18 protein-coding genes are annotated in these 19,093 nt (G+C 68.6%); 13 read left to right on the forward strand and 5 right to left on the reverse strand.

Going from position 1 to position 19,093, the window contains the following annotated elements:
- Positions 1-164 precede the first annotated feature (164 nt).
- The 6 genes from glyQ (at position 165) to AVKW3434_RS04635 (ending at position 6,452) form a co-directional block, all read left to right on the forward strand.
- A complete protein-coding gene (glyQ, locus tag AVKW3434_RS04610; protein ID WP_284405194.1) occupies positions 165-1,109 on the forward strand; it encodes a glycine--tRNA ligase subunit alpha in 945 nt (314 codons plus the stop codon).
- A 36-nt stretch (positions 1,110-1,145) separates the two neighbouring features.
- Positions 1,146-3,449 carry a glycine--tRNA ligase subunit beta gene (gene glyS, locus AVKW3434_RS04615; protein ID WP_284404859.1) on the forward strand — a complete coding sequence of 768 codons (2,304 nt, stop codon included), beginning with the start codon at positions 1,146-1,148 and terminating at the stop codon, positions 3,447-3,449.
- 58 nt (positions 3,450-3,507) lie between these two features.
- Positions 3,508-4,104 carry a D-glycero-alpha-D-manno-heptose-1,7-bisphosphate 7-phosphatase gene (locus tag AVKW3434_RS04620; protein WP_284404861.1) on the forward strand — a complete coding sequence of 199 codons (597 nt, stop codon included), beginning with the start codon at positions 3,508-3,510 and terminating at the stop codon, positions 4,102-4,104.
- Positions 4,105-4,183: 79 nt separating this feature from the next.
- Entirely contained in the window at positions 4,184-4,930 is a 747-nt protein-coding gene (locus tag AVKW3434_RS04625) for a lysophospholipid acyltransferase family protein (protein ID WP_284404863.1), read from the forward strand.
- The gene (locus AVKW3434_RS04630) at positions 4,930-5,925 is read left to right on the forward strand and encodes a M48 family metallopeptidase (protein ID WP_284404866.1); all 996 of its coding nucleotides are present in this window, start codon (positions 4,930-4,932) and stop codon (positions 5,923-5,925) included. Before AVKW3434_RS04625 ends, AVKW3434_RS04630 begins: the two co-directional genes overlap by 1 nt.
- A gap of 74 nt (positions 5,926-5,999) precedes the next feature.
- Entirely contained in the window at positions 6,000-6,452 is a 453-nt protein-coding gene (locus tag AVKW3434_RS04635) for a rhodanese-like domain-containing protein (protein WP_284404868.1), read from the forward strand.
- Between the two features lie 72 nt (positions 6,453-6,524).
- Here AVKW3434_RS04635 and lysM read toward each other — a convergent pair whose 3' ends face one another.
- A complete protein-coding gene (gene lysM, locus AVKW3434_RS04640; protein WP_284404870.1) occupies positions 6,525-7,007 on the reverse strand; it encodes a peptidoglycan-binding protein LysM in 483 nt (160 codons plus the stop codon).
- Between the two features lie 149 nt (positions 7,008-7,156).
- Here lysM and AVKW3434_RS04645 point away from each other — a divergent pair, with 149 nt between their 5' ends.
- Positions 7,157-7,960 carry a type III pantothenate kinase gene (locus tag AVKW3434_RS04645; protein ID WP_284404872.1) on the forward strand — a complete coding sequence of 268 codons (804 nt, stop codon included), beginning with the start codon at positions 7,157-7,159 and terminating at the stop codon, positions 7,958-7,960.
- Between the two features lie 9 nt (positions 7,961-7,969).
- On the opposite strand, the gene AVKW3434_RS04650 is transcribed toward AVKW3434_RS04645, so the two are convergent.
- The 3 genes from AVKW3434_RS04650 to AVKW3434_RS04660 form a co-directional block, all read right to left on the reverse strand.
- Entirely contained in the window at positions 7,970-8,746 is a 777-nt protein-coding gene (locus AVKW3434_RS04650; protein WP_272565187.1) for a tetratricopeptide repeat protein, read from the reverse strand.
- A 31-nt stretch (positions 8,747-8,777) separates the two neighbouring features.
- The gene (locus AVKW3434_RS04655; RefSeq protein WP_272565186.1) at positions 8,778-9,446 is read right to left on the reverse strand and encodes a TetR/AcrR family transcriptional regulator; all 669 of its coding nucleotides are present in this window, start codon (positions 9,444-9,446) and stop codon (positions 8,778-8,780) included.
- A gap of 150 nt (positions 9,447-9,596) precedes the next feature.
- Complete coding sequence (locus AVKW3434_RS04660) at positions 9,597-10,148, reverse strand: phasin family protein (RefSeq protein WP_284404874.1); 552 nt, start codon at positions 10,146-10,148, stop codon at positions 9,597-9,599.
- 219 nt (positions 10,149-10,367) lie between these two features.
- Between AVKW3434_RS04660 and rfbB the strand changes: the two genes are divergently transcribed.
- The 4 genes from rfbB (at position 10,368) to rfbC (ending at position 13,923) form a co-directional block, all read left to right on the forward strand.
- The gene (rfbB, locus tag AVKW3434_RS04665; RefSeq protein WP_284404876.1) at positions 10,368-11,474 is read left to right on the forward strand and encodes a dTDP-glucose 4,6-dehydratase; all 1,107 of its coding nucleotides are present in this window, start codon (positions 10,368-10,370) and stop codon (positions 11,472-11,474) included.
- Complete coding sequence (gene rfbD, locus AVKW3434_RS04670) at positions 11,471-12,361, forward strand: dTDP-4-dehydrorhamnose reductase (protein ID WP_284404886.1); 891 nt, start codon at positions 11,471-11,473, stop codon at positions 12,359-12,361. Before rfbB ends, rfbD begins: the two co-directional genes overlap by 4 nt.
- A 24-nt stretch (positions 12,362-12,385) precedes the next feature.
- Positions 12,386-13,270 carry a glucose-1-phosphate thymidylyltransferase RfbA gene (rfbA, locus tag AVKW3434_RS04675; protein ID WP_284404888.1) on the forward strand — a complete coding sequence of 295 codons (885 nt, stop codon included), beginning with the start codon at positions 12,386-12,388 and terminating at the stop codon, positions 13,268-13,270.
- 107 nt (positions 13,271-13,377) lie between these two features.
- Positions 13,378-13,923 carry a dTDP-4-dehydrorhamnose 3,5-epimerase gene (gene rfbC, locus AVKW3434_RS04680; RefSeq protein WP_284404890.1) on the forward strand — a complete coding sequence of 182 codons (546 nt, stop codon included), beginning with the start codon at positions 13,378-13,380 and terminating at the stop codon, positions 13,921-13,923.
- A 48-nt stretch (positions 13,924-13,971) separates the two neighbouring features.
- On the opposite strand, the gene AVKW3434_RS04685 is transcribed toward rfbC, so the two are convergent.
- Positions 13,972-15,855 carry a hypothetical protein gene (locus tag AVKW3434_RS04685; protein WP_284404892.1) on the reverse strand — a complete coding sequence of 628 codons (1,884 nt, stop codon included), beginning with the start codon at positions 15,853-15,855 and terminating at the stop codon, positions 13,972-13,974.
- A 206-nt stretch (positions 15,856-16,061) separates the two neighbouring features.
- On the opposite strand from AVKW3434_RS04685, the gene AVKW3434_RS04690 reads away from it, so the two are divergent.
- Positions 16,062-17,804 (forward strand): GspE/PulE family protein, encoded by a 1,743-nt coding sequence (locus tag AVKW3434_RS04690; protein ID WP_284404894.1) that lies wholly within the window; start codon positions 16,062-16,064, stop codon positions 17,802-17,804.
- Complete coding sequence (locus tag AVKW3434_RS04695) at positions 17,797-19,071, forward strand: type II secretion system F family protein (RefSeq protein WP_284404896.1); 1,275 nt, start codon at positions 17,797-17,799, stop codon at positions 19,069-19,071. The genes AVKW3434_RS04690 and AVKW3434_RS04695 overlap by 8 nt, the downstream gene beginning before the upstream one ends.
- Positions 19,072-19,093 lie beyond the last annotated feature (22 nt).

A 19,093-nucleotide genomic window follows, 5' to 3' on the forward strand; every position in this document is an offset into this window, starting at 1 on the left:
CTTGGTAAGTAAGCGGTGGCGGCTATTTTTGCATGCGGGCGTGGCGGCCCCGTGCCGGGCGTGGCCGATGCGCCGGGCGCGCCTCGTAAAATCGACCGCTTTGCGCGCGCCTGCGTGCAAACCCTCTCTACCAACCGCATGGCCCCGCCATGCCAGACACACGCATGTTGACCTTCCAGCAAATCATCCTGAAGCTGCAGTCGTACTGGGCCGAACAGGGCTGCGCGCTGCTGCAGCCCTACGACATGGAAGTGGGCGCCGGCACCTCGCACACCGCCACCTTCCTGCGCGCGCTGGGCCCCGAGCCCTGGAAGGCCGCCTACGTGCAGCCCAGCCGCCGCCCCAAGGACGGCCGCTACGGCGAGAACCCCAACCGCCTGCAGCACTACTACCAGTTCCAGGTCGTGCTCAAGCCCGCGCCGGCCAACATCCTGGAGCTGTACCTGGGGTCGCTGGAGGCCCTGGGCTTCGATCTCAAGAAGAACGACATCCGCTTCGTCGAGGACGACTGGGAGAACCCCACGCTCGGCGCCTGGGGCCTGGGGTGGGAGGTGTGGCTGAACGGCATGGAGGTGACGCAGTTCACCTACTTCCAGCAGGTCGGCGGCATCGACTGCAAGCCCGCCACGGGCGAGATCACCTACGGCCTGGAGCGCCTGGCCATGTACCTGCAGGGCGTGGACAACGTCTACAACCTGACGTGGACCGATGGCCTCTCCTATGGCGACGTGTACAAGCAGAACGAGGTGGAACAGTCCACCTACAACTTCGAGCACGCCGACGCCGACTTCCTGTTCACCGCGTTCAGCGCGCACGAAAGCCAAGCCCAGTACCTGATGGAGCAGCAGCTCGCCCTGCCGGCCTACGAGCAGGTGCTGAAAGCCGCGCACAGCTTCAACCTGCTGGATGCGCGCGGCGCCATCAGCGTGACCGAGCGCGCGGCCTACATCGGCCGCATCCGCAACCTGGCCCGCGCCGTGGCCAAGAGCTACCTCGACAGCCGTGCACGGCTGGGCTTTCCGATGGCGCCCCAGGAATGGGCCGCCGAGGTGCTGGCCGACCTGGCCCGTGCCGAACAGCAGCAGCAACAGCAGAAGAAGGCGGCCTGAGGCACGCACGCGCATCAGGAAGGAACACAGACCACCATGACCCATCCGAATCTTCTCGTTGAACTGTTCGTCGAAGAACTGCCCCCGAAGGCCCTGCAGAAGCTGGGCGACGCCTTTGCCGGCGTGCTGTTCGAGCAGCTGCAGGCCCAGGGGCTGGCCGCGCCGGGCTCGCGGTTGACGGCTTTCGCTTCACCGCGCCGCCTGGCCGCGCACATCACCGAAGTGGCGCCCCAGGCCGCCGACAAGGCCGTCTCGCAAAAGCTCATGCCCGTCGCCGTGGGGCTGGATGCCGCCGGCAACGCCACGCCCGCGCTGCTCAAGAAGCTGGCCGCGCTGGGCGCCGACGCCTCGGCCGTGGCCGCGCTGCGCCGCGTGCAGGACGGCAAGGCCGAAGTGCTGTTCCATGACAGCACCGTGCGCGGCGCCACGCTGTCCGAGGGCCTGCAGAAGGCCCTGCAGGAATCCATCGCCAAGCTGCCCATCCCGAAGGTGATGCGCTACCAGCTCGCCTCCGGCTGCGAGCAGCCCGGCTGGACCAGCGTGAGCTTCGTGCGGCCCGCGCACGGCCTGGTGGCCCTGCATGGCACCGAGGTGCTGCTGTCGGTGAAGGCACTGGGCCTGACCGCCGGCAACACCACGCACGGCCACCGCTTCGAGGCGGCCGTGGACCCGGTCGTCGTCACCAGTGCCGACAGCTACGCCCAGCAACTGGCCGAGCAGGGCGCCGTGATCGCCAGCTTCGCCGAGCGCCGCGCCGAGATCGTGCGCCAGTTGCAGGCCGCCGCCGCGCGCGTGGGCGGCGGCGTGCGCCCCATCGAGGACGACGCCCTGCTGGATGAAGTGACGGCGCTGGTCGAGCGCCCCAACGTGCTCATCTGCGAGTTCGAGAAGGAGTTTCTCGATGTGCCGCAGGAGTGCCTGATCCTCACGATGAAGGCCAACCAGAAGTACTTCCCGCTGCTGCAGGCCGATGGCCGGCTGTCGCACCAATTCCTGGTGGTGAGCAACATCACGCCCGCCGATGCGAGCGCGGTGGTGCAGGGCAACGAGCGCGTGGTGCGCCCGCGCCTGGCCGACGCCAAGTTCTTCTTCGACCAGGACCGCAAGAAGACGCTGCTGTCGCGCGTGGAGAGCCTCTCCAAGGTGGTCTATCACAACAAGCTGGGCACGCAGGGCGAGCGGGTGGAGCGCGTTAGGACAATAGCCAAGGCGATCGCCGAGCAGCTGTTCGCCGGCATCGGCACGCACCACGCGGACCTGGATTCGGCCGAGGGCGAAATCGCGCGCGACTACCTGCTGTCGTGCGTGGACACCGCCGCGCGGCTGTCCAAGGCCGATCTGGTGACCGACATGGTGGGCGAATTCCCCGAGCTGCAGGGCATCATGGGCGGCTACTACGCCGCCAACGACGGCCTGGCGCACGAGGTGGCCCACGCCATCGAAGACCACTACAAGCCGCGCTTCGCGGGCGACGAGCTGCCGCGCGAGAACGTGGGCGTCATCGTGGCCATGGCCGACAAGCTGGAAACGCTGGTCGGCATGTTCGGCATCGGCAACCTGCCCACGGGCGACCGCGACCCCTTCGCGCTGCGCCGCCACGCGCAGGGCGTGATCCGCATGCTGGTCGAGAAAAAGCTACCACTAGATTTAGCAACTCTTTTGCAGATGGCTTTTGATGCTTTCCTTGCAGCCGAAGGTGAAGCCAGAACAGGGCTTTTGGCGCAGGCTCGCGACGCTGCGTTACCAGGGCGTCAGCTGCAGGAGGGGAAAACCTTTGTCGGCGGTGCAGCGCGCATTCGCATCGAATTGCTCCCTGATACTGCGGAGCGGCTGACTGAATTCTTCTACGACCGCCTCGCCGGCAGCCTGCGCGAGCAGGGCTACAGCGCGCAGGAAGTCGATGCCGTCATCGCCCTGCGCCCGCAGCGCCTGTCGCTGGTGCAAAAGCAGCTCGCCGCCGTGCGCGCGTTTGCCGAACTGCCCGAAAGCCCGGCCCTGGCCGCGGCCAACAAGCGCGTGGGCAACATCCTCAAGAAGGCCGAGGTGGCCGGGCCCGTGGACCCGCACGTCAACCCCGACCTGCTGCAGGAAGAGGCGGAAAAGAACCTCTACGCCGCGCTGCAGCGCTTCGTGCCCGAGGCCGATGCGCAGTTCGACGCGGGCGACTACACCGCCAGCCTGCAGACGCTGGCCGTGCTGCGCGCGCCGGTGGATGCGTTCTTCGACGACGTGATGGTCAACGCCGAGCAACTGGACCTGCGCCTGAACCGCCAGGGCCTGCTCAAGCGCCTGCACGTGGCCATGAACCGCGTGGCCGACCTGTCCCGGCTGGCGGCCTGAGGCAGGGTGCCGCGCTGGTGGTAGGCTGGCGCAGTCTTTCACCAGGCGCTCCCACACCATGAAAATCGCCATCCTCGACCGCGACGGCACGCTCAACCCCTCGGGCGAGAGCTTCATCGCTTCGCCCGACGAGTGGACCCCGCTGCCCGGGGCGCTGGAGGCCGTGGCGCGGCTCAACCATGCCGGCTGGCATGTCGTCGTCGCCACCAACCAGCCCGGGCTGGGGCGCGGGCTGTTCGACGTGATGGCGCTCAACGCCATCCACGCCAAGCTGCACCGCAAGCTCGCAGCGGTGGGTGGGCGCATCGACGCCGTGTTCTATTGCCCGCATGCACCCGACGACCTGTGCGCCTGCCGCAAGCCGGCGCCGGGCCTGATGGAGCAGATCCGCGACCGCTACGGCGTGGAGGGCGACGAGGTGCTGGTGGCCGGTAGCTGCGTGGAGCACCTGCGGGCCGGCGCGGCCATCGGCGCGCGCCTGCATCGGGTCGGTGCGTCCCAGGCCGCCGAAGCGCCCCTGGTCGCCTCGGGCGATGCCCTGCTGACCAGCCCTTGGCCCGAAGGCACGCAGTTCCATGCCAGCCTGGCCGACTTTGCCGACCACGTGGCCGCGCAATCCGCCGTAGCGGCGCCGGGCCTGAACATCGCCGTCTGACGTGCTATTAATTTAATAGCTACAACGGCATATATTCCTAGGGCATGAGCCTGAAAACACCCATTTTTTCCTGATTGCCATGGCCCTGATCCGTTCCATCGTCCACCTGCTCTGGATGGGCATCACCGTGGTGCCTTACACGTTGCTCATCCTGCTGGTGCGGCTGTTCGGCGCCAGCAGCCGCACGCGCTACCGCATCGCGCGGGCGTGGCTCAAGCTCAGCACCGATGCGGCGCGCGTCATCATGGGCATCCGCACGCGCATCACGGGCATGGAGCACCTGCCCACCGACCCCACGCAGGGCGTGGTGCTGCTGGTCAAGCACCAGTCCACCTACGAGACCTTCCTGATGCCGGCGATCATGCCGCGTCCCCTGGCCTACGTATTCAAGAAGGAGTTGCTGTACGTGCCGTTCTTCGGCTGGTCGATCGGCAGCCTGGACATGATCCACATCGACCGCGGCCAGCGCGCCCGGGCCTTCGTGAAGGTGTTGCAGCAGGGCCGCGCGCTGCTGGCCAAGGGCACCTGGGTCATCATGTTCCCCGAGGGCACGCGCGTGGAGCGCGGGCGCAAGGGCCAGTACAAGAGCGGCGGCACGCGGCTGGCCATCGAGGCGGGCGTGCCCGTGGTGCCGATCGCCGTCACGTCGGCCAAGGTGTGGCCGCGCAAGGCCGTCATCAAGCGGCCGGGCACGGTGGACGTGTCCATCGGCCGCCCCATCCCGACCGAAGGCCGCAAGCCCGACGAACTGATGCGCGAGGTCGAGGCCTGGATCGAATCCGAAATGCAGCGCCTCGACCCCGAGGCCTACGCGCCGGGACGGTGATGCAGCGGCTGGTGCAGCTGGCGCTCGACCTATTCGGTGGCACGCCGCCGGCCGCGCCGCAGCCGCCTGCGCCCCGCCACGATGGTTTGCCGCAAAAACCCCCGATTGCCGGCGATTCAATTGCCTTTGATGCTATCAATAAAGTAGCAAACGACGCAAAGAAGCCGCAGCAGGGGAAGTCGGCGGCGCCCTTGTCATCGCCCGCGCCGGATGCTCCTGCCATTCCCCCGCGCACGCCCGCGATCTTGCGCCACCCGCGCGCCAGCCGCGAGGTGCTGCTGGGCGACACCGTGGTGGCCTATGCGCTGCAGCGCGCGCGGCGGCGCACCATCGGTTTCACGGTGGGCGCGGACGGCCTGTCGGTGCGCGCGCCCGGCTGGGTGTCGCTCGCCGCCGTGGACGCGGCGCTGCAGGAAAAGTCCGCCTGGATCCTGCGCAAGCTGGGCGAGGCGCAGGACCGCCAGCAGCGCGTGGATGGCGCCCGCATCGCCTGGGGCGACGGCGCCGTGCTGCCCTACCTGGGCGAGCCGCTCACCATCGTGCTGGACCCCGCGCACCGCTTTCGCGGGCCTGGCGGCGCGCTGGTCGAGGGCCCTGGGGGCCAGCGCCAGTTGCACATCGGCCTGCCACACGCCGCCGCGCCCGCGCAGGTGCGCGATGCGGTGCAGGCCTGGCTCATGCGCGATGCACGCCAACGCTTCACCGCGCGGCTGGACCACTTCGCGCCGCTGCTGGGCGTGCGCTGGACCAGCCTGCGCCTGTCCAGTGCGCAGACGCGCTGGGGCAGCGCGCGCAGCGACGGCTCCATCCGCCTGAACTGGCGGCTGCTGCACTACCGGCCGGCGGTCATCGACTACGTGGTGGCCCACGAGTTGTCGCACCTGCGCGTGATGGACCACAGCCCGCGTTTCTGGGACACCGTGCGCAGCGTGGTGCCCGACTATGCCGACCTGCGCGGGCGGCTGCGCGACGAACCCGCGCCGCCCTGGGAATGAGGCGCGGCCAAGTCCCTGACGCCAGTGCATGAACCCCGGTGCGGGCCTGCGTGGGTGCTGACAGAATGTGCCGCATGACCTCCAACGATCCCTCTTTTCCATCCCCTTCTTCCCTCCCGGACCGGCCACAGGCGGCCGAAGGCTATGCCGGGGACGTGTCGCCCGAGCTGGCATGGCAGTGGGTGCAGTCGGGCCGTGCGGTGCTGGTGGACGTGCGCACGGACGCCGAACGCGACTGGGTCGGCTTCGTGCCCGGGGCCGTGGCCGTGCCGTGGAAGCACTGGCCGGGCATGGTGGCCAACGCCCAGTTCGATGCCGCCATCCAGTCGGCGGTGCCGCCGGACGGCCTCGCCGTTCTGCTGTGCCGCAGCGGGGTGCGCTCGGTGGCGGCGGCCCGCCGTGCCACGGAACTGGGGCTCACCGCATACAACATCCTCGAAGGCTTCGAGGGCGATGCCGACGAGAACGCGCACCGCAACCGCAAGGGTGGCTGGCGCTTTCGCGGCCTGCCGTGGCGCCAGGGCTGAGCCCATGAAAAACGGGCCCGCGAGGGCCCGTCCGGAAGGGCGCGCCGCGGCACGGCGCGCCGGTGTGCGGCATCAGAGCGCGGGGATGCGCAGCTTCTGGCCGGGATAGATCTTGTCGGGGTGCGTCAGCATGGGCTGGTTGGCCTCGAAGATCTTGGGGTACTTGTTGGCGTCGCCGTAGAACTTCTTGGCGATGGCCGATAGGGTGTCGCCGCGCACCACGTCGTGGTATTGCGCTTCGGGCTCGGGGTTCGTGACGGACATCTGGTTGTCCACGCTGGTCACGCTGGCCACGTTGCCGCAGCACAGGGTGACCTTTTCCTTGGCGGCCTGCGTGGGCGCTTCACCCTTCACGGTGACCTTGCCCTCGGGGCCTGCGAAGGCCACCTGGACGTTGGTCGCGCCGAGGTTCTGCGAGGCGATGTAGGTCTCGATGGCCTTGCCCGCCTTGGCGTTCAGTTCGTCCTGTGTCGGGGCTGCCGCCGTTGCGGCCTGGGCTTCCTTGCCGCCGAACAGTTTTTCGCCGGCTTCCTTGATGAAGCTGAAAAGTCCCATGTGCTGGCTCCTTGATGGTCTGTGGATCGGACCGGCCACTGTAGCGCCCTGCCATGGGCGTTCCGTGTCGGACAGCCGCCCGAAGGCCACGGGGTGCGCGGGTGTCGCGCACGGGTGGAGACGGTTGGTAAAACTCGTGATAATCCCGCATGACTTTTCTGGCCATCGACGTCGGCAACACCCGCCTCAAGTGGGCGATGTACGACGCTCCCCAGCCGGGCGCCGCGGTGCTCGCCCACGGCGCTGAATTCCTGGACAACATCGAACGGCTGGCGGAAAGCTCGTGGGCCGGGTTGCCGGTGCCCGAGCACATGCTGGGCTGCGTGGTGGCGGGCGACGCCGTGCGCCGCCGCGTGATGGAGCAGATGGAGCTGTGGGACGTGCTGCCGCAATGGGTGGTGTCGTCCGCGCAGGAGGCCGGCCTGGTCAACGGCTACGACCATCCCACGCGCCTGGGCTCGGACCGCTGGGTGGCCATGATCGGCGCGCGCCATCGCCTGCTGGCGCAGGGCCCGGCGCGCCCGCTCATCGTGGTGATGGTGGGCACCGCCGTGACGGTCGAGGCGATCGACGCCCAGGGCCGGTTCCTGGGCGGGCTGATCCTGCCCGGCCACGGGATCATGCTGCGGGCGCTCGAATCCGGCACGGCGGGCCTGCACGTGCCCACGGGCGAGGTGAGCCTGTTTCCCACCAACACGAGCGATGCCCTCACGAGCGGCGGCACCTATGCCATCGCCGGTGCGGTGGAGCGCATGGTGCAGCACGTCACGCAGCACTGCGGCGAGGCGCCGGCCTGCATGATGACCGGCGGCGCGGGCTGGAAGATGGCGCCGAGCATGACCCGGCCGTTCGACCTGGTCGAGAACCTGATCTTCGACGGCCTGCTGGCCATCGCCGCGCAGCGCTTCGCAAAGACCACCGCGGAGCGGGACGAGGGCCGGGACCGCCGCTGAAAGGCGGGGCTATCCTTCGGCCAGCTCGGTCTGGGCCAGCTCCACGCCCAGCCGCTCCAGCGCGTCGGCGGGCTGGGTGGTGGCGACTTCCTCGTACAGGCGCGTGGCGTCGCCCATGCGCTGGTCGCCTTCCAGGATGAGCAGCGCGTTGGCGTATTCGATCTTGCCGATCACCGAGTCCGGGTTGATGGCGAAGGCCTCTTCGAAAAGCCGCAGGCTGCTGGCCTTGCGGGCGCCGTAGGTCATGCTGCCCACCATCTCGCCGACCTTGTCGATGATCTCGGCATGGAACACGGCCAGCGCCAGCCGCGCATCGGCATGGATGGGCGACAGCACGATGGCCTGCTCCAGCGTCTTGCGCACGCGGCTGCCCAGGCCCTGCGCCATGGCCTTGGCCACGCTGATCCCCTGGCTGTAGCGGCCGATGGCGTAGGCATGCCAGAACCAGGCGCTGGGGTTGGTGGGTTCCGCCCGCATCTGCTCGCTGGCCCGCTCGGCGGCCTCGGTCAGCAGCGCCAGGCGCCGGTCCTCGTGCGGCTCCAGGTAGTTCGCATAGACGATGGTGGCCTTGTTGGCCACGGTGATGCCGGCACCGCCGGCCGCCAGCCCGGCGCGGGCGGCCTCCTCGAAGGCGCCGCGGTGAAAGAGCACCCAGGCGTCGAGCACGGCGGCGTCGTCGGGACAGGGCTCGGCATCGCCCGCATGCAGGCGCTTCCATTGGCTGCGCACCGAAGCGGCGGTGAAGGGGTAGGCGTCGGAGTACGGGAAGGGCGTCCAGGGCTTCACGGTGCGTCTCCTCGGGGTGGGGTTGAGTCGGTCAGGCGGCCAGGGCCTGGGTGCTGTAGGCGCCGCTCAGCGCCTGCAGGTGCTCGCGCTGGCTGTCTTCCAGGTAGGGCATGAGCAGGTCCAGCACATGGTGCGCGCCGCGCAGCAGGGCGCTCTGCGCGCTCTCGGGCTCCAGGGCGTGCCGCGGATCGCTCACGTATTCGAAGCTGAGCCAGTAGGTCAGCACCACCACCATGCTGGTGGCCATGGAGCCGGCATCGCGGGTGCCCAGGCGCAACGCGCCCGTGCGCTCCATGCCGCCCAGCAGCGTGCGCAGTGCCTGGGTCTTGCGCCCGAGCAGGGTCTGGAAGTGGGTCTCCAGGCGGCGGTTGCGGGACAGCAGGTCGTTCAGGTCGCGGTACAGGAAGCGGTACTGCCAGATCAGTTCGAACAGCGTGTGCAGGAAGAACCAGGCGTCTTCCACGTCGCGCACGCTGTCGGCCGCATCCAGCAGCTCGTTCAGGGCCGCCTCGTAGCGCGAGAACAGCACGTTGACCAGCTCGTCCTTGGCCGGGTAGTGGTAGTAGAGATTGCCCGGGCTGATGCCCAGCTCGGCGGAGATCGCGGTCGTCGACACGTTGGGTTCGCCAAAGCGGTTGAACAGCTCCAGCGTGGATTCCAGAATGCGCTCGGCAGTGCGGCGCGGCGCTTTTTTCACCATATCGGCGGCCTCCCGGTGCGTGGGTGGTTGTCTCTTTCACCCACTCTAACCGAGGTGGTCTGCCCGCACGGTGTTGCAGTGCATCATGCAAGGAATAGGCAATCCTTTGGAATGCCCGCTCCTTGCGGGGCGGCCGCCCCGCCCGGGGTCTCAGTCGGCTGGCGGTTTGGGGGCCCGGGGGCGGGCCGCGGCGGCTGTCTTGCGGGCGGCCGTGGCGCGGCCGGTGGGCGGCTTGGCGGCGCCGCGCTTGGCGGCGGGGCGGGGGGCGGCCTGTGCCTGGGTGGCGGCCTCCAGTGCCCGGGTGAGCGCATCGATGCGCTCGTGCAGGGCCTGCACATCGCGCGCGGTGGGCACGCCCAGCCGGGCGAGCGCCTTGGCCACGCGGTCTTCGAAGATGGTTTCCAGCTTGTCCCACTGGCCCGCCGCGCGCGTGCCGAACTCGCTGGCCGCGCTGGTCATGCGTTCGGCCGCTTCGGACAGGCGCTCCTGGGCGGTGGACTGGCCCTTGCGCTGCATGGCCGCGCCTTCCTTGACCAGCGCCTCGAACACCTTGCTGCCTTCCTGCTGCGCCTTGGCGAACGCGCCCAGGCCCGCCTGCCAGATCTGCTGCGCGGAGTCGCGCGCCTTGCTGCCGTAGAACGGGCTACTGCCGGCCGGGTCGGCGTCGTCCGGTGCGTCGGGGTTTTTGGTGGATCGGGGCATGGATGGCTTTCCTTGGGGCAAGTGGTGCAACGGCGCCGCGCGGACCGGGTGGTTTGCGGCGGCATCGGCTCGAGACTTTACGTGCGCTGCGCGCGCCGTGGGTAGTGTGCGCCCCCTAAGCGGCGCGGCGGGCCCGCTGCGGCTCGTCACAGGGCCCCGGCACGCGATGGGATAATCCGCCGCTTTGACACAGCGGCGCCTTCGCGCGACCCCCCTCCCATGATTCTTGTCACCGGCGGCGCAGGCTTCATCGGCGCCAACTTCGTTCTGGACTGGCTGGCTTCGGGCGATGAGCCCGTGGTCAACCTGGACAAGCTCACCTACGCAGGCAACCTGCAGAACCTGGCGAGCGCGCAGGGCGATCCCCGGCATGTCTTCGTGCAAGGCGACATCGGCGACACGGCCCTGCTGGCCAGGCTGCTGGCCGAGCACAAGCCCCGCGCCATCGTCAACTTCGCCGCCGAGTCGCATGTGGACCGCTCCATCCACGGGCCGGAGGACTTCATCCAGACCAACGTGGTCGGCACCTTCCGCCTGCTGGAGGCCGCGCGGCACCACTGGCTGGCGTTGCCGGAGGGCGAGAAGGCCGCGTTCCGCTTCCTGCACGTCTCCACCGACGAGGTGTACGGCACGCTGTCGGCCAGCGATCCGGCCTTCGCCGAAACGGATGCCTACGAGCCCAACAGCCCGTATTCGGCCAGCAAGGCCGCCAGCGACCACCTGGTGCGCGCCTGGCACCACACCTACGGCCTGCCGGTGATCACCACCAACTGCAGCAACAACTACGGGCCGTACCACTTTCCGGAAAAGCTCATTCCGCTGATGATCGTGAACGCCCTCTCGGGCAAGCCGCTGCCGGTGTACGGCGACGGCATGCAGATCCGCGACTGGCTCTACGTCAAGGACCACTGCAGCGCCATCCGCCGCGTGCTGCAGGGCGGTGCACTGGGCGAAACCTACAACGTGGGCGGCTGGAACGAAAAGCCCAACATCGAGATCGTGCGCACGGTGTGCGCCCTGCTCGACGAACTGCGCCCGCGCGCCGACGGCCAGAGCTATGCCGCGCAGATCCACTACGTGCAGGACCGCCCGGGCCACGACCGGCGCTATGCCATCGACGCCCGCAAGATCGAGCGCGAACTGGGCTGGAAGCCCGCCGAAACCTTCGAAACGGGCATCCGCAAGACGGTGCAGTGGTACCTCGAAAACCCCGAGTGGGTGGCGGCGGTGACCAGCGGCGCCTACCGCGAATGGGTGCAGACGCAGTACCAGGCCGTGCCCGGCGCAGCCGCTGCGGCACCGGACGCCGTGGTGGCCCGCGCATGAACATCCTGCTTTTCGGCAAGGGCGGCCAGGTCGGCTGGGAGCTGCAGCGCAGCCTGTCGGTGCTGGGCACCGTGACGGCGCTGGACCACGACAGCACCGACCATTGCGGCAACTTTGCGGATCCCGCCGGCATCGTGGACACCGTGCGCGCGCTGCGCCCGGACGTCATCGTGAATGCGGCCGCCCACACGGCCGTGGACAAGGCCGAGAGCGAGCCGGAGTTCGCACGCACGCTCAACGCCACCACGCCGGGCGTCCTCGCCGACGAGGCCGCGCGCAGCGGGGCCTGGCTGGTGCACTACAGCACCGACTATGTCTTCGACGGCAGCGGCGAGCGCCCCTGGGTGGAGACCGACACGCCGGCGCCGCTGTCCGTCTATGGCCGCACCAAGCTCGAGGGCGAGCGGCTCATCCAGCAGAGCGGGGCCCGCCACCTCATCCTGCGCACCAGCTGGGTCTACGCCGCCCGCGGCGGCAACTTCGCCAAGACCATGCTGCGCCTGGCCCAGGAGCGCGAGCGCCTGACGGTCATCGACGACCAGTGGGGCGCCCCCACCGGCGCCGACCTGATCGCCGACGTCACGGCGCATGCCCTGCGCCACCTGGAGCGGCGCCCCGAGGACGCCGGGCTCTACCACTTGGTGGCCGGGGGCGAGACCAACTGGCATGCCTATGCAAAATACGTCCTGGCGCAATCGGTACTAGGGGGTGGTGCTATAAAAATAGTAGCTAACGACGTGGCGGCCGTGCCGACGAGCGCGTTTCCCACGCCGGCCGTGCGCCCGCACAATTCGCGGCTCGACACCCGCCGGCTGCAATCCACCTTCGGCCTCGTTCTGCCGCATTGGCAGGCGGGCGTCTCGCGCATGCTGGCCGAAATCCTTTAGCACCCAGGGTAGAGAGAGCACCACATGACCGCACGCAAGGGCATCATCCTCGCCGGAGGTTCGGGCACCCGCCTGCACCCGGCCACGCTCGCCATCAGCAAGCAATTGCTGCCGGTGTACGACAAACCCATGATCTATTACCCGCTCAGCACGCTGATGCTGGCGGGCATCCGGGAGATCCTGGTCATCAGCACGCCGCAGGACACCCCGCGCTTCGAGCAGTTGCTCGGCGACGGCAGCCAGTGGGGCATTCAATTGCGCTACGCCGTGCAGCCCAGCCCCGATGGGCTGGCCCAGGCGTTTCTCATCGGCGAGGAATTCCTGGCGGGCAGCCCGAGCGCCCTGGTGCTGGGCGACAACATCTTCCACGGGCACGATTTCGAGGACCTGCTGCGCAGCGCGCTGCAGCGCGAGGAGGGGGCCAGCGTCTTCGCCTACCACGTGCAGGACCCCGAGCGCTACGGCGTGGCCGAGTTCGATGCCCGCGGCAAGGTGCTGTCCATCGAGGAAAAGCCCAAAGCCCCGAAGTCCAGCTATGCCGTGACGGGGCTGTACTTCTACGACGCGCAGGTGGTGGAACTGGCCAAGCGGCTGAAGCCGTCCGCCCGGGGCGAACTCGAAATCACCGACCTGAACCGCCTCTACCTGGATCAGGACGCGCTGCACGTCGAGATCATGGGCCGGGGCTATGCCTGGCTCGACACCGGCACGCATGAAAGCCTGCTGGAAGCCGGGCAGTTCATCGCGACGCTGGAGCACCGGCAGGGCCTGAAGATCGCCTGCCCCGAGGAAATCGCCTGGCGCAACGGTTTCATCGACGATGCCCAGCTGGCTCGGCTGGCGCAGCCCCTGGCCAAGAACGGCTACGGCCAGTACCTGCAGCGGCTGCTGCGGGAGCCGCGCGAGTAACGCGACGGTGGCAACGGGACTGGCGCTGCTGCGCCAGGCTGTGGTTGTCCGCGGCGTCCATCCCTTCTGCCGGTTTTCTTCTTCATTTCGTTGTTGGCAACTCCTCCATGAACGTCATTCCCACCCGCCTGCCCGATGTCGTCGTTATCGAACCCAAGGTGTTCGGCGATGCCCGCGGCTTCTTCTTCGAGAGCTTCAACCAGCGCGCCTTCGACGAGGCCACCGGCACGCGCCATGCGTTCGTGCAGGACAACCACAGCCGCAGCGCCCGCGGCGTGCTGCGGGGCCTGCATTACCAGCTGCGCCAGCCCCAGGGCAAGCTCGTGCGCGTGGTGCGCGGCACGGTGTTCGACGTGGCGGTGGACCTGCGCAAGAGTTCGCCCACGTTCGGCCAATGGACGGGCGAGGAGCTGAGCGAGGAAAACCAGCGCCAGATGTGGGTGCCGCCCGGCTTCGGCCATGGCTTCGTGGTGCTCAGCGAGAGCGCGGATTTCCTCTACAAGACCACCGACTACTACGCCCCCGAGCATGAGCGCTGCATTGCCTGGAACGATCCCGCCCTGGCGATCGACTGGCGCTTCGACGGAGAGCCCAGCCTGTCCGCCAAGGACATGAAGGGCCTGCCGCTCCACCAGGCCGAGGTGTTTGACTGACTGACGCCTGCGGCGGGCTGTGCAGGGCAGGGCCCGGTCCGCAGCGGCTCACGGGCCCTTGGGCGCCAGCGTCTGCTGCGTGGCCCGGTACAGGTGGTCGGAGCCGAACTTCGGGTTGTCCGGATCGAACGAGAACATGTTGTGCCCCCGGGGCACTAGCGCGCCATGCCAGCGCGGCTCGGCGAAGAACGAGAGAAAGTCCGCCCCCCGCTCTGCATGGGCATCGAACACGCGCTGCAGGGCGGCCGCGTCCATCGTCTTCAAGGGATGGAACTCGGTGATGCCGTAGCGGGTGTGGCCGCTGCGGCCCAGCCAGTCGAAGTAGGAATGCCCGTAGGTCGGCTCGCCGTACAGGCTCACGCCCAGCCGGATGGAGCCCAGCGGCCGCAGCGATGCCTGGATCGCGAACTTGTTCTCGTCCCAGCCCGGGTTCGTGAACGGCACGATCTGGTGGGTGTAGCGGGGCACGTCCGCCAGGCACGAGCGTGCCACCTCGCCATCGAAATACCGCAGATAGTCGACCACCTGCTTCGCGCGAAAGGCATGCCACAGCGGCACGAGCGGGTTGTAGTAGTACGAGGACGCGTCCCGCGGCGTGTCGATGTGCGCCTGCACGCCGGGCCCGGCAGGCATGCTGGCCGGCAGCGCTGCCTGGGGCTGCGGCTGCGGCGTGCTCTGTTGCCGGTCCATGATGGCCACGTCGCGGCGGCCCAGGTGGGTGAGGGCGCCCGGCCGTGTTTCCAGGAAGATGTCCAGCCGGTGCACCCCGGCCGGCAGGCGCCGGAAATCCAGGTCCATGCGCCAGCCGGTGTTGGCATCGCCGAACTCCGGCTTGGCCGCCAGCACGTCCTGCCGTCCGAGCCGCACGGCGGTCTTGCCGGCCAGGCGGCCGTTGCGGTAGATGTGGATCCAGGCGGGGTGTTCCGGGGGGGCGCCTTCCACATGCGCCCAGCCCGAGATGGGCAGGCTGCCCTGCGCGAACGCATCGATGTGCTCGGTGTAGCGACGCAGCGGCTCGGTGCGGATATCGCGGGACGGGGGCTCCACCTCGGAGAACGCGGCGTAGTCGCCGCCCACGGCGCGGTTGAGCGCCTCGATGGAGCCGAACTCGGCCTGCAGGTGGCGGCGGAAGCCTTCGACCGAGGCCGCGCTGTAGTCGGTCACCCGGTAGTCGCCATCGAAGCCCATGCCCGCCTGGAAATTGGGAAACAGGTGGTGCAGTTCCCCCAGCAGCGTGATGCCACGGATCTTGGCGCGGTCCTGCGCCGGCAGCCGGCAGGCCGCGTCCAGCACGGCCTGCATGGCCTGGGCGCGCCGCTGCGTCAGGGTGTTGCGGGTGGTGGCGAACGTCCAGTTGAAGACCTTGGAGTCGTAATAGTCGTCGGTGCCCAACGCGCCATCCCGGGTGTGGCCCATGTTGGCGGGGTCGGCGGCCAGCGCGGCCTCGATCGGGGCCTCTGCCGAGAAATGCGTGGAAAACAGGTAGAGGATCGCCGGCCGGGGCGTGTCGCGCAGCGTGCGCACCAGGCGCCCCACTTTCTCGTCGTCGATGCGCCAGTCCCCGTCCGCCGTCTGTTGGAAAAGACGCAGTAGCGGCACGGGCAGGGTGTAGCCCAGGGTTTCGCGGGGCGATGGCGGCTCCGTGGGCTGAAGCGTTTTCAGTGTGGATTCGATGAGCGCGGCGGCCGAGCCCTGCGGGCCCTGGCAGCGCTCGGCCAAGTCCTGCATCGCGGCCGGCAGGGTTTCGGGCGAGAGCACGCAGGGCTCGATGACACTGACCATCGGGGCCAGCAGCAGGCGATCCGCACGGGCCGGGTGCGCAGGCGCATGCTCCTGGAGCAGCGCCAGGCCGCCCGCGCCGGCCAGAAGAACACCCAGGGCCGCGAGGGCCATGGAAACGTGCAGGGCAGTCCGTCGGGGAGGGTTTTGCATGGGAGGGGCGGGCAGTCGCATCAATGGATCGGGGAGAGGTCCGCGACTTTAAGCGAAGGCCCGGCTGGCCCGCGGGGTGCGGCAGGGCCACGGTTTTTTGGCGGCGCCCTCAGGGATGGGCCGCCGGGCCGTCGCGGCTACACTTGGGCCCCATTGCGCGCGCCCGAGGGCGCGCAACGCCGCTTGCGGCGCCATCCCACACCTCCATGACGACGAATACCCTTCCCGACCGCATCGAACCGCTGGCAGACGCGACGCCCGCGCCGCGTCCTCCGCTGGGAGAGCTGCTTGTCCAGTCGGGCAAGCTGAGCGCCCGCGACCTGGAGCGAGCCCTCTCCGCGCAGCAGGAAATGGGTGGGCTGCTGGGCCGCGTGCTGGTGCGGCTGGGGCTGGTGTCCGAGCTGGACGTGATCCAGTCGCTGTCGCGCCAGCTGGGGATATCCATTGTTCCGGCCGGCGAGTTTCCCGAACTCATGCCCGAGGTCGAAGGGCTGCTGCCGGAATTCCTGCACGCCAACAGCGTGTATCCGCTGCAGGTCAGCGAAGGCCGCATGCACGTGGCGATGGCCGTTCCGCAGGATGCGTTCGTCGTCAAGGCGCTGCACCTGGCCACGGGCCATGTGATCGTTCCGCACCTGGCGCTGGACAGCGACATCGAGAAAGCCCTGTCCGAGCCCGTGGTGGAGCAGGGGCCCGAAGACGACGAGGCCGACGACGGCTTCGGCGATGGCTCCGATGGCGGCGACTTCGTCGAGCATCTGAAGGACCTGGCCAGCGAGGCGCCGGTCATCCGCCTGGTGAACGCCATCATCGGCCGCGTGATCGATCTGCGCGCCTCGGACATCCACCTGGAGCCGTTCGACGACGGCCTGCACGTGCGCTACCGGGTGGACGGCGTGATCCATGCGGGCGAACTGGTGCCGCCGCGCCTGAGCGCCGCCGTGAACTCGCGGGTCAAGCTGCTGGCCCACCTGGACATCGCGGAGCGCCGCCTGCCGCAGGACGGCCGCATCAAGACGCGCGTCAAGGGCCGCGAGCTCGATCTGCGGGTGTCCACCGTGCCCACCGTGCACGGCGAAAGCGTGGTGATGCGGGTGCTGGACCGGGCGAGCGTGCGCCTGCAGTTGGAAACCATGGGTTTCGAAAAGGACACGCTGGAGCGGTTCAACAGCCTGCTCGCACGGCCCCACGGCATCTTGCTGGTCACCGGCCCGACGGGTTCGGGCAAGACGACCACGCTGTATGCGGCCTTGTCGAAGATCGATGCGGGGGCCAACAAGATCATCACGGTGGAGGACCCGGTCGAGTATCAGCTGGAAGGCATCAACCAGATCCAGGTGCATCCGCAGATCAACCTGACCTTCGCCAACGCGCTGCGCTCCATCCTGCGCCAGGACCCCGACATCATCATGATCGGCGAAATGCGCGACGGCGAGACCGCCCAGATCGCCGTGCAATCGGCGCTCACGGGGCACTTGGTGCTCTCCACCCTGCACACGAACACGGCGGCCGGCGCCGTGATCCGGATGAAGGACATGGGCGTGGAGGGCTACCTGATCACCTCCGCCGTCAACGGCGTGCTGGCCCAGCGCCTGGTGCGCACGCTGTGCGGCCAGTGCAAGGAGCCTTTCGAGCCGGGCGAGGACGTGCGCCAGAGCACCGGGCTGGCGCGCTTCAGCGGCGTCGGCCAGGCCATCTACCGGGCCGTGGGGTGCGAGCACTGCCGAGGCTCCGGTTACCGGGGCCGGACCGGCATCCATGAACTGTTCGTGCTGGACGAGCCCATGCGCCGCGCCATCATCGAAGGCCGCGATGCCAACGCGCTCAATGCGCTGGCGGCGCAGGGCGGCATGCTCAACCTGTACGAGGACGGGCTGCGCAAGGTGGCCGCCGGCATGACCACGCTCGACGAACTCGCCCGCGTGACGCAGGACCAAGCCGATGCCTGATTACGTCTGGCGGGCGGCCGCCGCCTCGGGCAAGGTGGCCGAGGGCCGGCTCACGGCCATCAACGAAGCCCAGGCGCTCAAGCAGCTGAGGGCGCAGGGCCTCACGCCATTGACCATCAGCGACTCGATCGGTGCGTCCGCTGGCGCGGGCGCCAGCAGTGCCATGGGCACCGCCTCCGCCAACGAGGCCATCGGGGCCGCCGCCGTGCCCAAGGGGCGCAGCGGCAAGGGTCCGGTCAAGGCGGCCGATGTGCTCGCGCTCACGTCCGAGCTGTCCATCATGCTGCGGGCCGGGCTGGCCCTGGACAACGCGTTGCGCGTGCTCATCGACATGAGCTACAAGCCCAGCATGGCCGAGCTGCTGCAAGGCATTCTGGATGCGGTCAAGGGCGGCACGCCGCTCAGCCGCGCCTTGTCGCAGCACCGCGAGCTGTTCGGCGATTTCTACATCAACATGATCCGCTCGGGCGAGGCCAGCGGCCAGATGTCGTCGGTGCTGGAGCGGCTCGTGGAGCACATGGAACGGCAGCGCGCACTGCGCGACAGCGTCATCTCCGCCACCATCTACCCCGCGATCCTTTTGGGCGTGGCCGTGCTGTCGCTCATCGCCATGCTGGGTTTCGTCGTGCCGCAGTTCGAAAAGCTGTTCACCGACATGGGCGATGCGCTCCCGATGCCGACCCAGATCGTCATGGCGCTGGGCCACGCCTTCACGCGCTACGGCCTGTTCATCGGCATCGTGGCGCTGGGCTTGGGCCTGATGGTGCGCCGCTGGGCGGCATCTCCCGCAGGGCGGCAGTGGTGGCAGGCGCGTCTGTTGAAGCTGCCGCTCATGGGCCGCCTGGCGCTGAAATACCAGCTCACGCTGTTCTCGCGCTCCCTGGGCACCCTGCTCGGCAATGGCGTGCCCATGCTGACGGCCCTGCACATCGCGACCGAAACCGTCAGCAACACGGTCTTGCAGCAGGCCCTGTCCCGTGTCGCGCCCATCGTGAAAGAAGGGGGCAAAGTGGTCCAGGCCGTTTCCGCGACAGGCATCTTCGAACCGTTGGCGATCAACCTGATCCGGGTGGGCGAGGAAACCGGCCGCATCGGTCAGATGATGCTCGAGCTGTCCAATATATTGAACCGGGAAGTCGAAACCGGTATCAAACGCCTTCTCACGCTGGTGGAGCCGGTGCTCATTCTGGTGCTGGGTATTTTGATTGCCGCCATCATTGTTTCCATCCTTCTCGGGATCCTGTCCATCAATGACCTCGCCGTATAATTTTTGTTTGTCCAAGGAGTCC

Origin of the sequence: Acidovorax sp. SUPP3434 (assembly GCF_030159015.1) — a bacterium.
Lineage (GTDB): Bacteria > Pseudomonadota > Gammaproteobacteria > Burkholderiales > Burkholderiaceae_C > Paracidovorax.

Bases quoted from the DNA above. Each gene is read 5' to 3' on its own strand.
- glyQ (WP_284405194.1), top strand. From the start codon at position 165: ATGTTGACCTTCCAGCAAATCATCCTGAAGCTGCAGTCGTACTGGGCC.
- glyS (WP_284404859.1), top strand. From the start codon at position 1,146: ATGACCCATCCGAATCTTCTCGTTGAACTGTTCGTCGAAGAACTGCCC.
- AVKW3434_RS04620 (WP_284404861.1), top strand. From the start codon at position 3,508: ATGAAAATCGCCATCCTCGACCGCGACGGCACGCTCAACCCCTCGGGC.
- AVKW3434_RS04625 (WP_284404863.1), top strand. From the start codon at position 4,184: ATGGCCCTGATCCGTTCCATCGTCCACCTGCTCTGGATGGGCATCACC.
- AVKW3434_RS04630 (WP_284404866.1), top strand. From the start codon at position 4,930: ATGCAGCGGCTGGTGCAGCTGGCGCTCGACCTATTCGGTGGCACGCCG.
- AVKW3434_RS04635 (WP_284404868.1), top strand. From the start codon at position 6,000: ATGACCTCCAACGATCCCTCTTTTCCATCCCCTTCTTCCCTCCCGGAC.
- lysM (WP_284404870.1), bottom strand. From the start codon at position 7,007: ATGGGACTTTTCAGCTTCATCAAGGAAGCCGGCGAAAAACTGTTCGGC.
- AVKW3434_RS04645 (WP_284404872.1), top strand. From the start codon at position 7,157: ATGACTTTTCTGGCCATCGACGTCGGCAACACCCGCCTCAAGTGGGCG.
- AVKW3434_RS04655 (WP_272565186.1), bottom strand. From the start codon at position 9,446: ATGGTGAAAAAAGCGCCGCGCCGCACTGCCGAGCGCATTCTGGAATCC.
- AVKW3434_RS04660 (WP_284404874.1), bottom strand. From the start codon at position 10,148: ATGCCCCGATCCACCAAAAACCCCGACGCACCGGACGACGCCGACCCG.
- rfbB (WP_284404876.1), top strand. From the start codon at position 10,368: ATGATTCTTGTCACCGGCGGCGCAGGCTTCATCGGCGCCAACTTCGTT.
- rfbD (WP_284404886.1), top strand. From the start codon at position 11,471: ATGAACATCCTGCTTTTCGGCAAGGGCGGCCAGGTCGGCTGGGAGCTG.
- rfbA (WP_284404888.1), top strand. From the start codon at position 12,386: ATGACCGCACGCAAGGGCATCATCCTCGCCGGAGGTTCGGGCACCCGC.
- rfbC (WP_284404890.1), top strand. From the start codon at position 13,378: ATGAACGTCATTCCCACCCGCCTGCCCGATGTCGTCGTTATCGAACCC.
- AVKW3434_RS04685 (WP_284404892.1), bottom strand. From the start codon at position 15,855: ATGCAAAACCCTCCCCGACGGACTGCCCTGCACGTTTCCATGGCCCTC.
- AVKW3434_RS04690 (WP_284404894.1), top strand. From the start codon at position 16,062: ATGACGACGAATACCCTTCCCGACCGCATCGAACCGCTGGCAGACGCG.
- AVKW3434_RS04695 (WP_284404896.1), top strand. From the start codon at position 17,797: ATGCCTGATTACGTCTGGCGGGCGGCCGCCGCCTCGGGCAAGGTGGCC.